The organism is Pseudomonas sp. JC1203 (assembly GCF_056175065.1).
In genome coordinates this window covers 109,938-127,560 of record NZ_JBWCAM010000012.1, presented here as the reverse complement: position 1 = coordinate 127,560, position 17,623 = coordinate 109,938, and the positions used below count along the sequence as shown (strand labels likewise).

Below are 17,623 nucleotides of genomic sequence, written 5' to 3'. Positions count from 1 at the left end.
TTCTGGGTGGAAATCAACCGTTCGAGGGGCCGCCCGGCCGCTGGATGATCAACCTGTTCAGGTAGATGCGCGTATCGCCAAGGGTTTCGCCTACATCTGCCACCACGATGGCCGGCAACAGCTGGCGCGTGTTGTTGGCCCGGCGCATTGCCCGGCGCACGTCACCGCGGGGCACATGGCGCAGGATGGCGTGCGCCCAGGAATGGTCAGTCAGGCCCATCATTGTTCCGGTGAAGTTGAAAGCGTCGGTATCCCAGAACATGAGCCGGGGGTGCACCACGTAGACCGTACGGGTGTGTGGGTGGCGGCAGACCGGCATCTCGATGCCGCGCACGTCGATGACATCCATCACCTCGTAGCCTTGCTGCGCCACCACACGGCGGGCGAGGCTGGCGTTGATGCTGCGCTGAAGCACCAGGTCGCGCCGACCTCGCAGCGCGTTGTAGTGCAGTGTGCGCAGCCTGCCGATCTCATCTGCGTAGGTGGGCATCTGCTCGGGCGGCACCTGCCAGGGATGCTGGAGCCCCTCCAAGGCAAAGCGTGAAACCGCCAGTTGATCGGTGCCCAGCGTCCCCGGGGTTAAGACCAGCGGTTCCCCGGTTTCCAGTAAATCCACGATGGCGTGCGCTTGAATGGCAGGTGGTGCCAGCACCTCTTCTTCGTGGAACTGGAACTGGCCTTGTTCCAGCCATTGCGCCGCCTCGGCAAAAGCCGCTTCATCGTGGGGTTCCAGCCCGGCCTGGGCCAGCAGGTTCGGGTCCACCCAATGCTGCGGCTGTTCGACCACCGGCGCAGGCGCCTCGACCACGGGTGGCTCCACTACCGGCACCTCGAACTCGGGCGACCACAGGCGGGCGACGTGAGTGCGCCAGGCCATGGAGCCGCTGCGACGAACAGGCTGGCGCAGGGCATCTGGCTGCTCGGCGTCGAGGGCGCGGTAGCTGCCATGGGTGGCGCTGTAGTCCACCTCGTGCTGGCGCACCTGGGTGGGGCTGTCGATGTGCCGAATGTAGTGCCGCCCGGCCACGTGGTGGACACCGTCGGCATCGGCAGGGGTTTGCGTAAGGTCGGCCGTGGCCTCGGGCAGGGGCGGCACGGGCTCGCTGATCGGTCGCATACCCATCAGGCGTGGCTGCAGGGTTTCGGGGCCCGCCCTGAACAGCGCCACGGGGGTATGTGCCGGCCCCGGCAGGTGCCCCACGGGAATCAGCCCGGCCAGTGCGCCGCCTATCTCATCGACGGCACGTTCATGCTCGCCGCGCTTCCAGGCCCTCACCCCGTCGGCCACCGCCCGGGCGCTGAGCAGGCCGTTTACCGCCAGGCCCAGCCACGGGTTGATGGCCATGGCCACTGCCGAGACCGCCACGGTGCACAGGGTGGTTGCCACCTGCACGTCGCTTTCGCGGTCGCTGGTAGAGGCAGCGTCGGCTGCTGCCATCAACGTGGCGATTTCGGCCTCGAAGCCTGCGTCCAGCGCGGCTTCGGTCAGCAGGTCGCCCTCCAGGGCCGGGTTCCAGGCCGGGTCGGGCGGGGCGCCCATGGCCGTGCGCTGGCGTTGCACGGCGTGGCGGGCGCGCTGCAGGCAGGCGAAGGCGGCGTGAAATTTCAGGTGCGCGGCGTTGTCGATCTGGCCACGGATGAAGGCTGGGTAGGTGCCGCCTACATCTACCTCGCGCACCACGTCGCGGATGAGGTCGGCTTCAAGGCCGGGAACGATAGCGCGGTGCTGGTCGACCACCAGCGCGGTCAGGCGGTAGTCCACGTCCAGGGGGCTGATGTTGGCAAGGGCCTTGTCGACGATCGGGGTCACGTCGCGGCCGCGTTTCACCTCGCTGTAGATCAGCCAGGGCAAGCCTTTCCAGAAGTTGGGAATCACCCCCAGCACGCGTGCCTCGCTGAGGTACAGCTGGTCGACGTTGACCCTGCGCTTGAGCCTGCGGCGCAGCTCGCCCTCTACGCGCGCCTTGGCAAAACCCTTGAGGCTGGGCAACTGGTTCATCAATTGCTGGAACCGCAGGTGGTAATTGATCAGCGTGCGGGTACGTTCTGCCAGTGCTTGCCGGGCGGCGGGCGCGGCGTCTGCCAGCCATGGCGGGGAGATGGCCTGCAGCAGCGCAGCGGTGCGGCGGCTGAAGAAACCGTGGGGGTTGAACGCGTCGTGCAGGTCGGTGGCACGCGTCACGCCTGTTACCCATTCCTCGCCCAGCAGCGGGCTGAGTTCACGCTGGCGCAGGTGGTAGTTGAAGTCGTCCAGCTGCTTTTCATGCCAGTGCACCAGTAGTTGGGCAAACAGGTGCTCGGTGATTTCATCGAAGCTCACCGGGGCCTCAGGCTCGCGGTCCAGGCGTTTTTGGTCGCGGGTGGGCACGCCGGGCCGCAGGGTATCGCGCTGGGCCAGGCGCTGGCGCAGGCCGGCCAGGTCAGCGAAGGCTTCCAGGCCGCCACCCGGGGTGAACAGCAGCAACAGGCCGACCTCTTCGGTTTGGGCCAGGTTGGCCAGCGGGACCCGCGCCGACTGCGCCAGGACGAAACTGCCAATGGCCTGCACGCGGGCGTCGCGGGTATCCAGGTGCAGGGTATACGTGCGGGTGACGCGACCGTAATAGCGGGTGCGCTCAGCCAGCTCGGGCCACTGGTAGACGCTCTTGGCCATCAGCCAATGTTCTTGGCCAAGCAGGCCATCGGCACGCAGCAGTTCGGCCTGGGCATACACATGGCCGCCCAGCGCGGTGGCGGCAAGCGCCGCGTGGGCCTGGCCGGCGTCGGTGCGCCGGTAGTCGCGGCAACGGCCGGGGTAGGCCTTGGGCAGCTTTTCCAGCGGCGTGCGCGGGTCATCGGGTTCAAGGCGTTGCCCCATGCGCTGGAATACCGAAAGCGGCGTGGGCGCCAGGGCCAGGGTATCCAGCAGGGTGTGGTAGTGGGTGAGCACGTCATCGTAGTGCTTCGTGGCAACCAGGGTGTCAGTCATGACCGTTTCCTTGGGTGGAAACGGTGCATTTCGCGGGTTCGCGTGCCTGCCAGGGTGTTATCTAAATGAATCATTGCCGCTGGCGGGCACGCGGCCGGAACGATGCCGGCCCTGGCCGGTCAAGTGAAGTAAGGCGCAAGCCTTGCGTGTCGACTCCGTTCTGCCGAGGAGATCTTGATGAAAAAGTGGCAAATCGCGTTTATCGATGAACACGGCCAGCAATTGAACCTGCAAGTGGATGCCGACGTGCGTCCCGACAAGGACGAGGCGGCCAGGCACGTACGCGCCTATTACCGCCCGGTGCTGGAAAAGGCCGACCTCAATGATTTCGACAACCGGGCCGCGGAACCTGCGGCCAAGGCGCTCAAGGAGATGAATGCCATGGAAATCGTTTCTGTGACGCCAGTCGACTGATCTGCAATCGGTGCGCCTGACCCTCTGGCACAGGCGCTGCCTTCGCGCTACTCTGCAATCGAGACCGGCCCGTTCGTCAGGCTGCGCTCTCGTCTTGTCAGCTCCATGCTTGTTTCCGGGTGGCCCGCTTGGGTCGCGCATTCCCCTTGCAGTCGTTATCTGTCAACGGAGGTCCTGGAAGTACTGAAAGTCTATCCATCAATGATGAGGAGGACGATTCATGAGCACAGCCTATCAAGAAGACATCAGCACCCACGTGCTGCGCCGCATGAAGGAAGGCGGCTTCGATTTTGCCAGCATTCATCCCATCGAGTTCTATGCCGTGTTCCCGGACGAAAAGCGTGCGCGCACGGCAGCGGGCAAGTTCCAGGGCGAATCACTCAACGCCCAGGTCAGCGAACGCGACGATGGGGCCTGGTACCTGGAGTTGAGCAAGGTGATGTACGCCACCTATGGCGGCATTGGCGAGTTCGAGCAGGACTTCGAAGCCGTGATCGAACCGCTGGGCGGGGAGATGGAAGGGTGGGGTGTGAAGCATCAGGTGCAGCGCCTGCAGGCTTAGACGACCCCCGCAATACATGACGGCTGGCCCCAAGGGCCGGCCGTTTTAGTTTCAAGGCGTGCAAAAAAACTGTGTGGAACACGCTCGCTGAAATCAACTCTGTCTATGCTGCTCATAGCGACAAACCTTGAACTACCGCTTCGCAATGAGGCGTCCGGGAACGGGTTGGGGTCAATGACGCACAGGAATGGTGCGAACGCAAATCGAGCGTTATCCAACTTGTTGTTTTTTAAGCGTTTCTGCCGATGGCACGGGCCTTGCGATGGGCTTGATGTCCGGGTGACAAGGAGTACGGCATGATCCGCACCTTTTATGATGAGATGTACGATGCCGGCGGTATTGTCCGCCCGCATTACCGGGAGTTCGCGCGCTGGCTGGCCGAAACCCCCGAAGAGCTTCTGGCGCAGCGGCGCCGGGAAGCCGATCTGCTGTTCTACCGGGCTGGCATCACCTTCACGCTCTATGGCGACGAGCAGGGCACCGAGCGGCTGATTCCCTTCGATACCATCCCGCGCAGCATCCCGGCCAGTGAATGGCGGGTGGTGGAGCGCGGGTGTATCCAGCGGGTCAAGGCACTGAACATGTTCCTGGCCGACCTGTATCACGACCAGCGCATCATCAAGGCCGGGATCATCCCCGCCGAGCAGGTGCTGGCCAACGAGCAGTATCAGCTGGCGATGCAGGGCCTCAACCTGCACCGTGACATCTACTCGCACATTTCCGGCGTCGACCTGGTGCGCGACGGCGATGGCAGTTATTACGTGCTGGAAGACAACCTGCGCACCCCCAGCGGCGTGAGCTACATGCTCGAAGACCGCAAGATGATGATGCGCCTGTTCCCCGAGCTGTTCGCCGCGCAGCGCATCGCCCCCATCGACCATTACCCGAGCATGCTGCTCGACACCCTGAAAAGCTCCAGCCACCTGGATAACCCAAGCGTGGTGGTGCTGACCCCGGGGCGGTTCAACAGCGCCTTCTTCGAGCACGCCTTCCTGGCGCGCGAGATGGGCGTGGAGCTGGTGGAAGGCGCCGACCTGTTTGTACGCGACGACCGCGTGTTCATGCGCACCACCGACGGCCCCAAGGCAGTGGACGTGATTTACCGCCGCCTGGACGATGCCTACCTCGACCCGCTGGCCTTCAACCCCGAGTCGATGCTGGGCGTACCTGGCCTGCTGGCCGCGTACCGTTCGGGCAACGTGGTGTTGGCGAACGCCATCGGCACCGGCGTGGCCGACGACAAGTCGGTGTACCCGTACGTCACCGACATGATCCGTTTCTACCTGGATGAAGAGCCGATCCTCAAGAACGTGCCGACGTGGCAGTGCCGCAACCCCAACGAGCTGTCCCACGTGCTGGCCAACCTGCCGGACCTGGTGGTCAAGGAAACCCAAGGCTCGGGCGGCTACGGCATGCTGGTAGGCCCAGCCGCCAGCGCGGCCGAGATCGAGAACTTCCGTGCGCGCCTGAAGGCGCGGCCCCATGCCTACATCGCGCAACCGACGCTGTCGTTGTCGACCTGCCCGACCTTCGTCGAAAACGGCATTGCCCCACGCCATATCGACCTGCGCCCGTTCGTGCTGGCCGGCCGCGAAACCCGAGTGGTGCCTGGCGGGCTGACCCGCGTGGCGCTGCGCGAGGGCTCGCTGGTGGTCAACTCGTCACAGGGTGGCGGAACCAAGGACACCTGGGTGGTCGAGGATTAAGGATGCCTGCCAAATGCTGAGTAGAACTGCCTCTGATCTGTATTGGATGTCGCGTTACCTGGAACGCGCGGAGAACCTGGCGCGCATGCTCGAGGTCAGCTATTCGCTGTCCCTGATGCCCCAGGATGGCCGTGGCGACGGCCTGGAAGAAATGGCCATGCCGCTGTTGATCACCGGCACCCTGGATGACTACCTCGAGCGCCACGGTCAGTTGCACGCCGAGCGCCTGCTGCACTTCTTCGCTCTGGACGCCAGCAACCCGGCCAGCCTCTACAGCTGCCTGGGCGCTGCCCGCGCCAGTGCCCACGCGGTGCGTGGGCGAATCACCGCCGACATGTGGGAAAACATCAACTCCACCTGGCTGGAAATTCGCGGCATCGCCGAGCAGGGCCTGGGGCGTTACGGCCTCAGCCGGTTCTGCGAGTGGATCAAGGAACGTTCGCACCTGTTCCGTGGCGCCACCTACGGCACCATCATGCGCAACGACGCGTTTCGTTTCATCCGCCTGGGCACGTTCATCGAGCGCGCCGACAACACCCTGCGCCTGGTGGACGCGCGCTACGAGATGCTGGGTGACGAAGCCGCGCTGGTGGATGAAAGCTCGGCGCGCAGTTACTACCAGTGGAGTGCGCTGTTGCGGGCGCTGTCGTCGTTCGAGGCCTACACCGAGATCTACCGCGACGCGCCCTCCGCCAACAACGTGGCGGAGATGTTGCTGCTGCGCGCCGACGTGCCGCGTTCACTGCGCGCCTGCACCGAGGAAATCGACCAGATCCTGGCCTCGCTGCCCGGCCTCAATGGCCGCCCGGCCCAGCGCCTGGCCGCCGAGCTGGACGCGCGCCTGCGCTACACCGGCATCGGCGAGATACTCGACGAGGGCCTGCACGCCTGGCTGACCGAATTCATCCCGCTGGTGGCACAGCTGGGCAACGCCATTCACAGTTCCTACCTGGAGGCAGTATGAGACTCTCCATCAGCCACGAGACCGCCTACCACTACGATGACGAAGTGCGCGCCAGCATCCAGTACCTGCGCCTGACTCCCCACGACAGCGAGCGCCAGCATGTGCTCAGCTGGCAGCTGGACCTGCCGCGCCATGTGCGCGCGCAGATCGACCCGTTCGGCAACATCCTGCACGTGCTGACCCTGGACGAGCCGCACCACGACATCATCATCGGCGCCCGCGGCCAGGTCGACATCGACGAGACCCGTGAAGCCGAGCACGAAGCACAGTCGCCGCTGCCGTTCCGCCGCTTCACCCGCCTCACCGAGGCTGACGAGGCGCTGCGTGCCTTTGCCGCCAAGGAGTGTGGCCAGCGTACCGACCGTACCGCGCTGATCGACCTGATGCAGGCGCTGAACCAGCACATCAGCTACACGCCTGGCGCTACCGAAGTGGATACCAGCGCCGCCCAGGCTTTCGCCGCGCGTGCCGGCGTGTGCCAGGACCACACCCACGCGTTCCTGGCCTGCGCGCGCAGCCTGGGCGTGCCGGCGCGCTACGTATCGGGCTACCTGTTCAGTGGGGAAAGTGAACACCTGGCCAGCCACGCCTGGGCCGAAGCCTGGCTGGATGACGCCTGGTACAGTTTCGACGTGACCAACCAGCTGGCGCGCCCCGAGCGCCACCTGAAACTGGCCGTGGGCCTGGACTACCTGGACGCCTGCCCGGTACGCGGCATGCGCCGCGGGGGCGGCTTCGAGCAGATGCACGCCAAGGTGCACGTGACCCCGACGCCGATGGTGCAGGTGCAGGTGCAGTAACCCTCTGGCCTTCGGCAGCCGCTACGCCCTGTAGCCGCTGCCGCAGGCTGCGCGGCGCCTGAAGGCCACCGCACATCAGCAGTAGAAGCTGTCCTTCTGGCACAGCCGGAACAGCGCCGAATTCAAATCCAGGTAATTGCCACCGTTGATGATGCCCAGGAAGCCGGCTTTCTTCAGCGCAGCCTCCGCCTTGTTGGCGTTCTGGTCGGTGTCGCTGTACAGCACCACGACCTGGGCCTTGTTCTGGATAGCCTTGGCCAGCTGGTACGCCAGCCCGCGCGCGTCGGTGTCGCTGGAAGAGAGGGGCCGCAGGGAAATGTCCACCTGCAGCGCATTGTTGATGTGGCCAGCGGAATACTGGTCATCGGTGCGCACGTCGAGAATCATCACGCCGTTTCCGATCTGGTCCACCGCCTCGTCAATGTCGACGTAGGCATGGGCCTGGGTGCTGATCAGCAGTGAAAGGGACAGGGGGGCGATCCATCTGCGCATTGGCCAATCTCCAGGAATTCAACCTGAAGATTGGCACAGATGCGCACAGCCCGGTAGCAACGGGCGGCAAAAAATATTCAGGTGCCGGTCGGTGGTATTCAGCCGAACAGCCGGGTCAGGTTGGGGAGGATAAGCAACAGTGTGGTGATGGCGACGATAATGCCCGCCTGGCGTACTTTGTCGTGTTTGAACATGGTTGGCTGCCTTCTTTGTTATTCTTCCTTTGCGCCGACTGCGGGCCTTGTGGCCGGGCGAAGACGTGCACCTTTACCGCCATCGCCCGCGTGCCCGAAAATCCTCGAGAAGCTGAAGCGATATTTCTAACAGTAGGGCCCACGCGGGGTGAGGCTTAGAACGCTTTCGTCTGCCTTATTCGTTAACCAATCGCCAATCCGTCTAGCAAGGCGCTGAACATCTGCTTGATACCCACGCTAGACACGCTGCTTGCCTTCGAAGCCAGCTTTGCCCGGCCGTGACCGTTCGTCAGCCGCCGCCGAACGGCGCAAAAAGGCGCTGGTTGAACGGCCATGGACTTGCAAGGGCGCGTTGATTCGCGCAGTCTCAGCGCCGTGCACTGTTGCCTCTAATCGTGTCGGGTACTCTTTCTATGTCGTTACGCATCTGCATCCTGGAAACCGATGTCCTGCGGCCTGAGCTGGTCGAGCAATACCAGGGCTACGGCCGGATGTTCGAACAGCTGTTCGCGCGCCAGCCCGTTGCCGCGCAGTTCTCTATCTATAACGTGCTCAATGGCGAGTACCCGCCCGAGGGCGAGGTGTTCGACGCCTACCTGGTCACGGGCAGCAAGGCCGACTCGTTCGGCACCGACCCCTGGATCCAGACCCTCAAGACCTTCCTGCTGGCCCGCTACAAGCGCGGTGACAAGCTGCTGGGCGTGTGCTTCGGCCACCAGTTGCTGGCGCTGCTGCTGGGCGGCCGTGCCGAGCGGGCGAACCAGGGCTGGGGCGTGGGCGTGCATGACTACCAGGTGGACACCACTGCGGCGTGGATGACCCCGCCAGCCAGTGAACTGGCCTTGCTGATCAGTCACCAGGACCAGGTGACCGCGCTGCCCGAAGGCGCCACCGTGGTGGCCTCCAGCGCGTTCTGCCCGAACGCCGCCTACCACATCGGCGACCAAGTGCTGTGTTTCCAGGGCCACCCGGAGTTCATGCACGACTACTCGCGCGCGCTGCTGGACCTGCGCGTGCAGAGCCTGGGTGAAGCGGTGCATGGCAAGGCCGTGGCCAGCCTTGCGCGCGAACACCAGGGCGCCCTGGTGGGCGAATGGATGATGCGCTTCGTCGCCCAGGGCCGCTGAGCCATTGCAACGCTGTTTTTGTGGGAGCTGGCTTGCCAGCGAGCTTTTGGGGCCTCAACACCTCGCTGGCAAGCCAGCTCCCACATGATCAGATGTTTTATTACAACCAGCCAGAACGCTTGAAGCTTGCGAACAACGCCCCACACCCCACCGCAATTGCCCCCAGCACCACGAAATAGCCGTACTGCCAGTGCAGCTCCGGCATGTTCTGGAAGTTCATCCCGTAAATACCCGCCACCGCCGTGGGGAACGCGAGTATCGCCGCCCACGCGGCAAACTTGCGCTGCACGATGCTTTGCCGCGACGACTCCAGCAGCATGCCCACCTCGATGGTCTGGCTGGCGATGTCGCGCATGGTGCCCAGGTCTTCCATTTGCCGGGTCACGTGGATCTCCACGTCGCGGAAGTAGGGGCGCATGTTCTTGTCGATGAAGGGGAAGTCCAGGCGCTGCAGTTCTTCGCTGATTTCCACCATGGGCGCCACGTAGCGGCGCAGGCGCAGCAGTTCGCGGCGCAGGCCGTGCAGGCGCTGCACGTCGGCCTCGCGCAGGCAATCGGCGAGCACCGCGGCTTCTATCTGCTCGATCTCGCCATGAATGGCCTCGCTCACCGGCTGGTAGTTTTCAGTGACGAAATCCAGCAGCGCGTACAGCACGAAGTCCTCGCCGTGTTCCAGCAGCAACGGGCGCGCCTCGCAGCGCTGGCGCACCAGTGAATAAGATGCCGAGTGGCCGTTGCGGGCGGTGATGATGTAGCCCTTGCCGGCGAAAATGTGGGTTTCGATGAACTCCAGCTTGCCGTCCAGGCGCACCGGGGAATAGGTGACGATGAACAGCGCGTCGCCGAAGGTTTCCAGCTTTGGCCGGCTGTGCTTTTCCAGGGCGTCTTCTATGGCCAGTTCGTGCAGGCCGAACTGGCGCTGCAGGTTGGCCAGTTCTGCGGCGTTGGGCTGCTCCAGCCCGATCCAGACAAAATGCCCTGGTTTCTTCGCCCAGGCGGCACCTTCATCCAGGCTGATATCAACGACTTTCTTCCCGGCGCTGTAGACCGCCGCGGCAACGACTCGACCCATGGTTTGGCTCTTGTTCTGATGGCAGTGAATGCAGCTTGGTCCCACTGTTGAGAGTCGGCAAGCTGCAAGGGGTTCAAGCGCTTTGCACCTCGCGGTCGAGGCTGTCGATGCACTGCTGCATCTGCTCGCGGCACTGGCGTATCAGCTCCGGGATGTCCTTGCTGGTCAGCCCCCGGGTGGCGATGGGGGGCAGGGAGCGCACCGCAATGCGCCCGGCGCGCCAGCGGTTCAGGCGCACGCTGCGGGCGTAGCGGCTGACGCACAGCGGCACTATAGGCACGCCGGCGTCGATGGCCATCTGGAACGCGCCCTTCTTGAACGGCAGCAGTTCATTGCCGGCGTTGCGCGTGCCTTCGGGAAATACCCAGATGGAAGTGTCGCGTTGCAGGGTGCGGGTGGTGGTCTGCAACGCGCGGCGCGCCTGGTAGGCGTTGCCACGGTTGATCAGCACGTTGCCGCCCAGCCAGAACAGCTGGCCGAAGAACGGCACCCACTTCAGGCTCTTCTTGCCGATGCACACCGTGCGGCGCGGCACCACCTTGCCCAGCATGAACAGGTCGTAGTTGGACTGGTGGTTGGCGATGATCACGCAGCCGGGCGGCTGGTCGAACAGTGGGCCTACCTGGGCCTCCAGGTTGACGCCGAGTATCTTGAGGGCCGGTCGCGAATACAGGCGGGCGAACACCCGGCTGTTGTCGGGATGAAAGGGGCGGCACAGCCCTATCACCAGGCCCACGCCACCCACTGCAAGGAAATGCAGCCCCATCAGAAACATGCGAACGATAAAAAGCATCCAGCGACTCACCTTTGGCAGAGCGCTGGAGTTTAAGGGCGGGGTGGCGATTGGATCAATTAACTATATGGCTACCCCAGGCATACGGTGGTGCCTGGGGGCGCGGCCTGGCGGCCGCTGCTACGGGGCTATGGCGCGCGGCACGATCACGCCGTAACCGAATGCTCCTGGTCGCGGATGATCGCGTCATCCAGCAACTCCAGCAGCGCCTTGCGTACCTTCAGCTTGGTCTTGCGATGCGCGCTCATGTTGATCTTCTTCAATTGCTGCGCGGCCGCCAGCGCTTGTTCGCGCAACTGCTCGGCCGGCACCACAACGTCCAGGAAGCCTGCGTCCACGGCGGTCTTGGGCGTGAACATCTCGCCGTTGATCACCGAGCGGTGGAAAGCCGCCTTGCCCAGCCGGTCACGGGCCAGCTCGATGCCGGCGTGGTGCATGGTCATGCCGATCTGCACCTCGTTCAGGCCGATGCTGAACGGCCCATCGACGCCGATGCGGTAATCCACCGACAACAGCAGGAACGCGCCCTTGGCCACCGCATGCCCCGTGCAGGCCACCACGACAGGGAAGGGGTGCGACAGCAGCCGGCGCGCCAGGGTCGACCCGGACGTGACCAGGCCAATGGCCTGTTGCGGGCCGGCAGTCATGACCTTGAGGTCATAGCCGCCGCTCAGGATGCCAGGCTGGCCGGTGATGATGACCACGGCGCGATCCTGCTCGGCACGGTCCAGCGCAGCATTGAAGGCGGCGATGACATCCGGGGAGATCGCGTTGACCTTGCCGTTGCTTAGCGTCAGCGTGGCAATGCCATCTTCCAGGTGGTAATCGATCAACTCGCTCATGACGGTGTTCCTTGTTAGGGTTTTGCCGCTGACGTTACCCAGCCCGCCCCGCCAGGTAAAGCACCGTGACTGACCCGCCAGTCACGCTAACCGCCGCCACCCGCGCCGGCCGGGCAGCCCCCATGCGCCATGGCCGGTTTGCCCTGAACACAGGCCGTTTTCCCCGGATCGGCATAACTGCATGAAAAAGTTGAAAAAAATGTTTGCCATCCGAAAAGCTTTCGACTACATTAGCGCGCCTCGACAGACAGAACATGTTTGAAGAGAAAACGGTGAAGTGTCCGAGTGGCTGAAGGAGCACGCCTGGAAAGTGTGTATACAGGAAACTGTATCAAGGGTTCGAATCCCTTCTTCACCGCCATATTCGATACGCAAGAGACCCCTGGAACGGCAACGTTTCAGGGGTTTTTTGTTTGTGGATGTTTCTCAGGATTGAATGGGTGCGACGGTTAGTCTACGGTCTGGCGCGATAATCCTGGAAGGAACCGCGCGCATGACAGAATCCTTCACCCGCTGGGATTCAGCGGATCATCTCGTGTCCGAAGAGGACATCGCTCTCTATCTGGACGCCTGTATAAACGAGGCGGGGGAAGACCCAGCTTTTATTGCGATGGCGCTGGCGACAATTGTGCGTGCCACTGCGCGCCACCTTCCTGACAGGCAGCCCCCCTCTCAATGACGGGGGCCGCGATCCGCTTCAAGCACGCAGCCCCTGCAACCTCCCATTCAACTTCGAAAACGTCCGGCTGTCCGCCACTGCGGTCAGCTTGCGGCCGTCTTTCAGGGTGGCGATGAACGTCACCTGTTCTTCCTTGCCGCCCAGCCACAGGCCTGCCACCAGGCCGATGGGGCCGGCGACCAGCGCGCCGGCCATGCCCCAGCCGATGGCGCCGCCCAGGCTGCGGTTGATCTCGTGGTTGGCGACGGTGATGTTCTTGATGCGGCTAAGGGGTATCCGTTCCCCGGGGGAGGGGTGGTTGGCTGTCTTGAGTGTGAGCGATCCATTGCTGTACTCGCCTTCGCACTGCAAGAAATCACCGGCTTTTATTGTCAGCTTCATGGTGGGGATTTCCAGGTTGAATGCATTCATTTTCAAACCTTTGGAATAGCTCAACCCTGACGCAAGTCAATGTCCCGCGACGAGAGGCTGGCATTCGTCGGTTGTGACCGTTTGCGCGTCAGCCACACGCCCAGGGCCAGCAGGCTGATGGCGGCCCCGGCGCTGACGATGCCTGGCCAGCCGAAGCGGGCGAACAGTTGCGTGCCGAGGGTGGAGCCCAGTGCGCCGCCGATGAAATAGCAGGTGATGTAGCCGGCGTTGAGGCGGTTGCGCGCTTGCGGGCGCAGGGCGTAGACGGCGTTCTGGTTGCTGACGTGGGTCAGTTGCACGGCAAGGTCCAGCACCAGCACGCCGGCCAGCAGTGCCCACAGTGAATGCCCGGCCCAGGCCAGCGGCAGCCAGGCGGCCAGTAGTGCGGCCAGGCCGATGAAGGTGGCGAGGTTGCCCTGGCCGCGGTCGGCCAGGCGCCCGGCGGCGCTGGCGGCCAGTGCGCCTGCCGCACCGGCCAGGCCGAACAGGCCGATGACGGCGTCCGAGTAGCCGTAGGGCGGGGCGGCCAGCAGGAACGCCAGCGGCGCCCAGAACAGCCCGAACAGGCAGAACGACAGCAAGCCCAGCAAGGCGCGCAGGCGCAGGATCGGCTCTTCCACGAACAGCGTCAGCACCGAGCCCAGCAGTTGCGGGTAGCTGAGCCCGGCCGACTGTTGCCGGCGTGGCAGCGACAAGCCCAAGGCAAGCGCACACAGGCTCAACAGGGCTGCCGCCAGCAGGTAAATGGCGCGCCAGTCGGCCAGCGACGACACCAGGCCCGCCGCAGTCCGGGCCAGCAGAATGCCCAGCAGCAGGCCGCTCATCAGCGTGCCCACCACGCGGCCGCGATGCTCGGGGCGGGCCAGGCTCGCGGCCATGGGCACCAGCACCTGCGCCACCACCGAGAACAGGCCGGTCATGGCCGTACCCAGCAACAGCAGCGGCAGGTTGGGGGCGAACGCGCTGATCAACAAGCCGCTGGCGCTGAGCAGGGTCATGGTGACAATCAGGCGGCGCTGTTCCAGCAAGTCGCCCAGTGGCACCAGCAGGAACAGGCCGGCGCCGTAGCTCAACTGCGCGGTGATGACGATGGTGCCGGCGCTGGCGGTGCTCAGGCCCAGGTGCTGGGCGATGGTGTGCAGCAACGGCTGGGCGTAATAGTTGCTGGCTACTGTAAGGCCGGTGGCGATGGCCATCAGCAGGATCAGGGCGCTGCTCAACGGTTTTTCATGGGGTGCGGGCATGGCGGCTTTCCAGGGCAGGGGCAGTCGGTGCAAGTATCGGTACAGGCTATTCATGACACCAATGTATTGTTGTCATCGAAATGATCGCGAAACGAGATGGCTGACATGAACCTCAAGCAGATCGAATATGCCCTGGCGGTGGCCGATGAGGGCAGCTTCACCCGCGCAGCCGTGCGCTGCCACACCGTGCAGTCGGCGCTCAGCCACCAGATAGCGCGGCTGGAACGCCAGCTGGGTGCGCAGCTGTTCGAGCGCACGTCGCGGCGGGTGGCGCTGACCCCGGCAGGTGAAGCGTTCGTGCGCAGTGCCCGGGCGGCGCTGGAGGCTACCCGGCGCATTGGCGATGACGTCGCGGCAGCCTGCGGCCAGGTGCGCGGGTGCCTGCGCCTGGGCATGATCTCGTCACTGACCGGGCTGGACCTGGTGGAGCATATCGCCGCGTTTCATCAGCTGTATCCCCAGGTGGATGTCCATCTAAATGTGGGCCGCAGTGAATGGATGGTGGAGGAAGTGCGCGGGCGGCGCATGGACGTCGCCATGATCGGCGTGTGGCCGGGTGCGCCGGTGGAGGGTGTCGCGCTGCGCGCGCTGGTGGATGAGGAATTGGTGGCGGTGCTGGCGCCGGGGCATCCGTTGGCAAGCGCCGAGCGCTTGTTGCTGGCGCAGTTGGCGGATCAGCCGCTGGTGGACTTTGCTGCCGGCACTGGCGCGCGGCGGCAGACGGACGAGGCGTTCGCAGCGGCCAATTTGGCGCACCGGGTGCAGTTCGAGATCACCGACATGCGCCTGGTCGAGCAATTCGTGCGGCGCGGCCTGGCGGTAGGGCTGGTGCCCGCCGCCGTGGCGCTGGAGTTCGAGGGCGTGGTGGCGGTGCCGATCAGCGATGCGCCGGTGCGCCGCGTGTACGCCATCTGGTCGAACACCCCGACACCGGCCGCCCGGGCCTTTGTCGCGATGCTCGAACAGGTGCTGGCCGATCAGGCGCCGAAGCCACCGTCGATGGTCAGGCTGGCGCCGGTGATGTAGCCCGCTTCCGAGCCGGCCAGGTAGCTGACGAAGCCGGCGATCTCATCGGCATGGCCGTAGCGTTTCACCGCCATGAAGCCCAGCATGGTCTCGGCGAAGTCACCGTTGGCGGGGTTCATGTCGGTGTCCACCGGGCCGGGCTGCACGTTGTTGACGGTGATGCCTCGTGGGCCCAGGTCGCGTGCCAGGCCTTTCACCAGGCCCACCAGCGCCGATTTGCTCATGGCGTAGGCGCTACCGCCTTCAAAGGGCATGCGGTCGGCGTTGGTGCTGCCGATGTTGATGATGCGCCCGCCGTCGCCCATGTGTTTGGCAGCAGCTTGGCTGGCGACGAACACGCTGCGCACGTTGACGGCGTAGGTGCGGTCGAAATCTTCCAGGCTGAAATCGGCCAATGGGCCGAGGGCCAGCACGCCTGCGTTGTTGACCAGGATGTCCAGGCGGCCGAAGGTTTGCACCGTCTGTTCAACGGCGCCGCGGATGGCTTCGGCGTCGCCACTGTCGGCCTTGATGGCCAGGGCCTTGCCGCCTTCGGCGGTGATGCTGTCGGCCAGTGCCTGGGCCGGGGCCTGGGAGCTGACGTAGGTGAAGGCCACTGCGGCGCCTTCGGCGGCCAGGCGCTTGACGATGGCGGCGCCGATGCCGCGGGAACCGCCTTGTACCAAGGCCACTTTGCCGCTGAATTTCGCTTGATTCGACATGAGGGTGCTCCAGTTGCCAAGGCGGGATGCCTTGGTTGATGGGTTCAGTATCGACTGCTGATTATGCTGCCGGTAGACCATGGTTGAGATAGGCTGTGTAAACCAACGGTATCGAATGGCGGCCATGGAAACCTTCAGCAGCATAGAGTGTTTTGTCCGCAGCGCCGAAGCCGGCAGTTTTGCCGAAGCGGCGCGGCGCCTGCACCTGACCCCGGCGGCAGTGGGCAAGAATGTCGCGCGGCTGGAAGCGCGCATGGGCGTGCGGCTGTTCCAGCGCAGCACCCGGCGCCTGACCCTGACCGAGGCGGGGCAGCGCTTCCTGGCGGAAGTGAGCGCCAGCTTCGGCGTGATTCAGAATGCCGTGGCCAACCTGGCCGGTGCCCAGGGGCAGCCGGCGGGCACCTTGCGGGTCAGCATGGGCACGGTGTTCGGGCGCCTGTACGTGGTGCCGTTGCTGGGTGAGTTCCTGCGCCGTTACCCGGACATTTCCCCCGACTGGCACTTCGACAACCGCCAGGTGGACCTGATTGGCCAGGGTTTCGATGCCGCCATCGGCGGCGGCTTCGAGCTGCCCCAGGGCGTGGTGGCGCGCAAGCTGGCGCCGGCCCATCGGGTGCTGGTGGCGTCAGCCGGCTATTTGGCGCAGCGCGGGCCGGTGCACACGCCCGAGGACCTGGAGCAGCAGGACGGTATCCTGATTCGTTCGCCGCAGACGGGGCGGGTGCGCAGTTGGCCGCTGACCGGGCGCCAGCAGGCCCAGGCCGAGCTGCGCCTGCCGGCGCGCATGACCCTCAGCGATTCCGACGCCGCCTGTGTGGCGGCGGGGCAGGACCTGGGCATTGCCCTGGTGAGCATGCCGTTCGCGGTGCCGTACCTGCAGGCGGGCACCTTGCAGCGGGTGCTGCCCGATTGGTACGTGGATGATGGGCATATATGGCTGTATTACGCCGAGCACAAACTGCTGCCGGGGAAGACGCGGGCGTTCATTGATTATCTGCTGGAGCAGTTTGCGGCTCAACGCCTGGCCGAGCGTTTCACCGCCTGACTGCCCGTAGCAGCTGCCGCAGGCTGCGTCCGCCCCAACCCGGTACACCTGGAAAAAACGCAGCGCCCGGGGACGCGGCCTGGTGGCCGCTGCTACGGGTCATGCGACGTGGATGACGGTGTAGGCCTGGCGCACGGCTGCCACGGTGATGTTGACCTCGTCATCCTCGCGCTTGCCCAGCAGGCTCTGCCCCAGCGGCGAGCGCGGGGTGATGACGGTGACCAGGTGGCCGGCCAGGGTAATCTTCAGGCCCGCCGCCTCAGGCCCCAGGAACAGCCATTGCAACTGGCCGTTCTCGGCTTCCAGGGTGACCAGCGCGCCCACTTCGATGCCGCGCTGCTCGTCGTATTCGCGTAGCGTCAGTTGCTGGTACAGCGCCTGCGCCTGGCGGATTTCCTCCATGCGCCGCGCCTGCCCGGTGGCCAGGTACGAGGCTTCCAGGCCCAGGGTGTCGTACTTGTTTTCAGCGACGTTTTCTTCGTGGGTAGCGGTTTCGTAGGCGGTCTGCGCGGCGCGCTGCAGCACGTCGAAGTCTTGCGCCAGGCGTTCGACGATCAGCTGCCGCAGGGCGTGCTTGTCCATT

General features: G+C 64.7%; 18 protein-coding genes and 1 tRNA gene. 10 read left to right on the top strand and 9 right to left on the bottom strand.

The annotated features are described in order from the left end of the window. Positions 1-13: 13 nt before the first annotated feature. Complete coding sequence (locus AC0SZ7_RS18810; RefSeq protein WP_475505789.1) at positions 14-2,968, bottom strand: hypothetical protein; 2,955 nt, start codon at positions 2,966-2,968, stop codon at positions 14-16. A gap of 177 nt (positions 2,969-3,145) precedes the next feature. On the opposite strand from AC0SZ7_RS18810, the gene AC0SZ7_RS18805 reads away from it, so the two are divergent. From AC0SZ7_RS18805 to AC0SZ7_RS18785, 5 genes are all read left to right on the top strand, one after another. Continuing rightward, the gene (locus AC0SZ7_RS18805; RefSeq protein ID WP_475505788.1) at positions 3,146-3,382 is read left to right on the top strand and encodes a hypothetical protein; all 237 of its coding nucleotides are present in this window, start codon (positions 3,146-3,148) and stop codon (positions 3,380-3,382) included. Positions 3,383-3,602: 220 nt separating this feature from the next. Further along, positions 3,603-3,944, top strand: a complete 342-nt coding sequence (locus AC0SZ7_RS18800) for a ribonuclease E inhibitor RraB (protein ID WP_475505787.1) — start codon at positions 3,603-3,605, stop codon at positions 3,942-3,944. A gap of 296 nt (positions 3,945-4,240) precedes the next feature. Next, the gene (locus tag AC0SZ7_RS18795) at positions 4,241-5,650 is read left to right on the top strand and encodes a circularly permuted type 2 ATP-grasp protein (RefSeq protein ID WP_475505786.1); all 1,410 of its coding nucleotides are present in this window, start codon (positions 4,241-4,243) and stop codon (positions 5,648-5,650) included. A gap of 13 nt (positions 5,651-5,663) precedes the next feature. Continuing rightward, complete coding sequence (locus AC0SZ7_RS18790) at positions 5,664-6,614, top strand: alpha-E domain-containing protein (RefSeq protein WP_475505785.1); 951 nt, start codon at positions 5,664-5,666, stop codon at positions 6,612-6,614. Then, positions 6,611-7,414, top strand: a complete 804-nt coding sequence (locus tag AC0SZ7_RS18785; RefSeq protein WP_475505784.1) for a transglutaminase family protein — start codon at positions 6,611-6,613, stop codon at positions 7,412-7,414. Before AC0SZ7_RS18790 ends, AC0SZ7_RS18785 begins: the two co-directional genes overlap by 4 nt. Before the next feature lie 75 nt (positions 7,415-7,489). Here the strand turns inward: AC0SZ7_RS18785 and AC0SZ7_RS18780 are convergent, their stop codons facing one another. Then, positions 7,490-7,906 carry a rhodanese-like domain-containing protein gene (locus AC0SZ7_RS18780; RefSeq protein ID WP_475505783.1) on the bottom strand — a complete coding sequence of 139 codons (417 nt, stop codon included), beginning with the start codon at positions 7,904-7,906 and terminating at the stop codon, positions 7,490-7,492. A gap of 607 nt (positions 7,907-8,513) precedes the next feature. On the opposite strand from AC0SZ7_RS18780, the gene AC0SZ7_RS18775 reads away from it, so the two are divergent. Continuing rightward, positions 8,514-9,227 carry an amidotransferase gene (locus AC0SZ7_RS18775; protein ID WP_475505782.1) on the top strand — a complete coding sequence of 238 codons (714 nt, stop codon included), beginning with the start codon at positions 8,514-8,516 and terminating at the stop codon, positions 9,225-9,227. A gap of 100 nt (positions 9,228-9,327) precedes the next feature. On the opposite strand, the gene AC0SZ7_RS18770 is transcribed toward AC0SZ7_RS18775, so the two are convergent. The 3 genes from AC0SZ7_RS18770 to AC0SZ7_RS18760 form a co-directional block, all read right to left on the bottom strand. Next, complete coding sequence (locus AC0SZ7_RS18770) at positions 9,328-10,299, bottom strand: magnesium and cobalt transport protein CorA (protein ID WP_475505781.1); 972 nt, start codon at positions 10,297-10,299, stop codon at positions 9,328-9,330. Positions 10,300-10,372: 73 nt separating this feature from the next. Then, the gene (locus AC0SZ7_RS18765) at positions 10,373-11,092 is read right to left on the bottom strand and encodes a lysophospholipid acyltransferase family protein (protein ID WP_475505780.1); all 720 of its coding nucleotides are present in this window, start codon (positions 11,090-11,092) and stop codon (positions 10,373-10,375) included. A gap of 146 nt (positions 11,093-11,238) precedes the next feature. Then, positions 11,239-11,934 (bottom strand): crotonase/enoyl-CoA hydratase family protein, encoded by a 696-nt coding sequence (locus AC0SZ7_RS18760; RefSeq protein WP_475505779.1) that lies wholly within the window; start codon positions 11,932-11,934, stop codon positions 11,239-11,241. Positions 11,935-12,205: 271 nt separating this feature from the next. Here AC0SZ7_RS18760 and AC0SZ7_RS18755 point away from each other — a divergent pair. After that, positions 12,206-12,295: transfer RNA gene (locus tag AC0SZ7_RS18755), tRNA-Ser, on the top strand. 132 nt (positions 12,296-12,427) lie between these two features. Then, a complete protein-coding gene (locus tag AC0SZ7_RS18750) occupies positions 12,428-12,613 on the top strand; it encodes a helix-turn-helix domain-containing transcriptional regulator (protein ID WP_475505778.1) in 186 nt (61 codons plus the stop codon). Positions 12,614-12,631: 18 nt separating this feature from the next. Here AC0SZ7_RS18750 and AC0SZ7_RS18745 read toward each other — a convergent pair whose 3' ends face one another. Further along, positions 12,632-13,024, bottom strand: a complete 393-nt coding sequence (locus AC0SZ7_RS18745; protein WP_475505777.1) for a hypothetical protein — start codon at positions 13,022-13,024, stop codon at positions 12,632-12,634. A gap of 20 nt (positions 13,025-13,044) precedes the next feature. Continuing rightward, on the bottom strand, positions 13,045-14,268 hold the full coding sequence (locus tag AC0SZ7_RS18740) for an MFS transporter (protein ID WP_475505776.1): 1,224 nt from the start codon (positions 14,266-14,268) through the stop codon (positions 13,045-13,047). A 105-nt stretch (positions 14,269-14,373) separates the two neighbouring features. On the opposite strand from AC0SZ7_RS18740, the gene AC0SZ7_RS18735 reads away from it, so the two are divergent. Further along, a complete protein-coding gene (locus tag AC0SZ7_RS18735; protein WP_475505775.1) occupies positions 14,374-15,294 on the top strand; it encodes a LysR family transcriptional regulator in 921 nt (306 codons plus the stop codon). Here AC0SZ7_RS18735 and AC0SZ7_RS18730 read toward each other — a convergent pair. Further along, entirely contained in the window at positions 15,246-15,995 is a 750-nt protein-coding gene (locus AC0SZ7_RS18730) for a 3-oxoacyl-ACP reductase family protein (protein ID WP_475505774.1), read from the bottom strand. The genes AC0SZ7_RS18735 and AC0SZ7_RS18730 overlap by 49 nt on opposite strands. Before the next feature lie 124 nt (positions 15,996-16,119). Here AC0SZ7_RS18730 and AC0SZ7_RS18725 point away from each other — a divergent pair, with 124 nt between their 5' ends. Beyond that, the gene (locus AC0SZ7_RS18725) at positions 16,120-17,040 is read left to right on the top strand and encodes a LysR family transcriptional regulator (protein ID WP_475505773.1); all 921 of its coding nucleotides are present in this window, start codon (positions 16,120-16,122) and stop codon (positions 17,038-17,040) included. 99 nt (positions 17,041-17,139) lie between these two features. Here AC0SZ7_RS18725 and AC0SZ7_RS18720 read toward each other — a convergent pair whose 3' ends face one another. Continuing rightward, positions 17,140-17,622 carry a GreA/GreB family elongation factor gene (locus AC0SZ7_RS18720; RefSeq protein ID WP_475505772.1) on the bottom strand — a complete coding sequence of 161 codons (483 nt, stop codon included), beginning with the start codon at positions 17,620-17,622 and terminating at the stop codon, positions 17,140-17,142. Position 17,623 lies beyond the last annotated feature (1 nt).

Excerpts from the sequence above, each read along its gene's own strand:
- AC0SZ7_RS18810 (WP_475505789.1), bottom strand. The coding sequence starts at position 2,968 with ATGACTGACACCCTGGTTGCCACGAAGCACTACGATGACGTGCTCACC.
- AC0SZ7_RS18805 (WP_475505788.1), top strand. The coding sequence starts at position 3,146 with ATGAAAAAGTGGCAAATCGCGTTTATCGATGAACACGGCCAGCAATTG.
- AC0SZ7_RS18800 (WP_475505787.1), top strand. The coding sequence starts at position 3,603 with ATGAGCACAGCCTATCAAGAAGACATCAGCACCCACGTGCTGCGCCGC.
- AC0SZ7_RS18795 (WP_475505786.1), top strand. The coding sequence starts at position 4,241 with ATGATCCGCACCTTTTATGATGAGATGTACGATGCCGGCGGTATTGTC.
- AC0SZ7_RS18790 (WP_475505785.1), top strand. The coding sequence starts at position 5,664 with ATGCTGAGTAGAACTGCCTCTGATCTGTATTGGATGTCGCGTTACCTG.
- AC0SZ7_RS18785 (WP_475505784.1), top strand. The coding sequence starts at position 6,611 with ATGAGACTCTCCATCAGCCACGAGACCGCCTACCACTACGATGACGAA.
- AC0SZ7_RS18780 (WP_475505783.1), bottom strand. The coding sequence starts at position 7,906 with ATGCGCAGATGGATCGCCCCCCTGTCCCTTTCACTGCTGATCAGCACC.
- AC0SZ7_RS18775 (WP_475505782.1), top strand. The coding sequence starts at position 8,514 with ATGTCGTTACGCATCTGCATCCTGGAAACCGATGTCCTGCGGCCTGAG.
- AC0SZ7_RS18770 (WP_475505781.1), bottom strand. The coding sequence starts at position 10,299 with ATGGGTCGAGTCGTTGCCGCGGCGGTCTACAGCGCCGGGAAGAAAGTC.
- AC0SZ7_RS18765 (WP_475505780.1), bottom strand. The coding sequence starts at position 11,092 with ATGCTTTTTATCGTTCGCATGTTTCTGATGGGGCTGCATTTCCTTGCA.
- AC0SZ7_RS18760 (WP_475505779.1), bottom strand. The coding sequence starts at position 11,934 with ATGAGCGAGTTGATCGATTACCACCTGGAAGATGGCATTGCCACGCTG.
- AC0SZ7_RS18750 (WP_475505778.1), top strand. The coding sequence starts at position 12,428 with ATGACAGAATCCTTCACCCGCTGGGATTCAGCGGATCATCTCGTGTCC.
- AC0SZ7_RS18745 (WP_475505777.1), bottom strand. The coding sequence starts at position 13,024 with ATGAATGCATTCAACCTGGAAATCCCCACCATGAAGCTGACAATAAAA.
- AC0SZ7_RS18740 (WP_475505776.1), bottom strand. The coding sequence starts at position 14,268 with ATGCCCGCACCCCATGAAAAACCGTTGAGCAGCGCCCTGATCCTGCTG.
- AC0SZ7_RS18735 (WP_475505775.1), top strand. The coding sequence starts at position 14,374 with ATGAACCTCAAGCAGATCGAATATGCCCTGGCGGTGGCCGATGAGGGC.
- AC0SZ7_RS18730 (WP_475505774.1), bottom strand. The coding sequence starts at position 15,995 with ATGTCGAATCAAGCGAAATTCAGCGGCAAAGTGGCCTTGGTACAAGGC.
- AC0SZ7_RS18725 (WP_475505773.1), top strand. The coding sequence starts at position 16,120 with ATGGAAACCTTCAGCAGCATAGAGTGTTTTGTCCGCAGCGCCGAAGCC.
- AC0SZ7_RS18720 (WP_475505772.1), bottom strand. The coding sequence starts at position 17,622 with ATGGACAAGCACGCCCTGCGGCAGCTGATCGTCGAACGCCTGGCGCAA.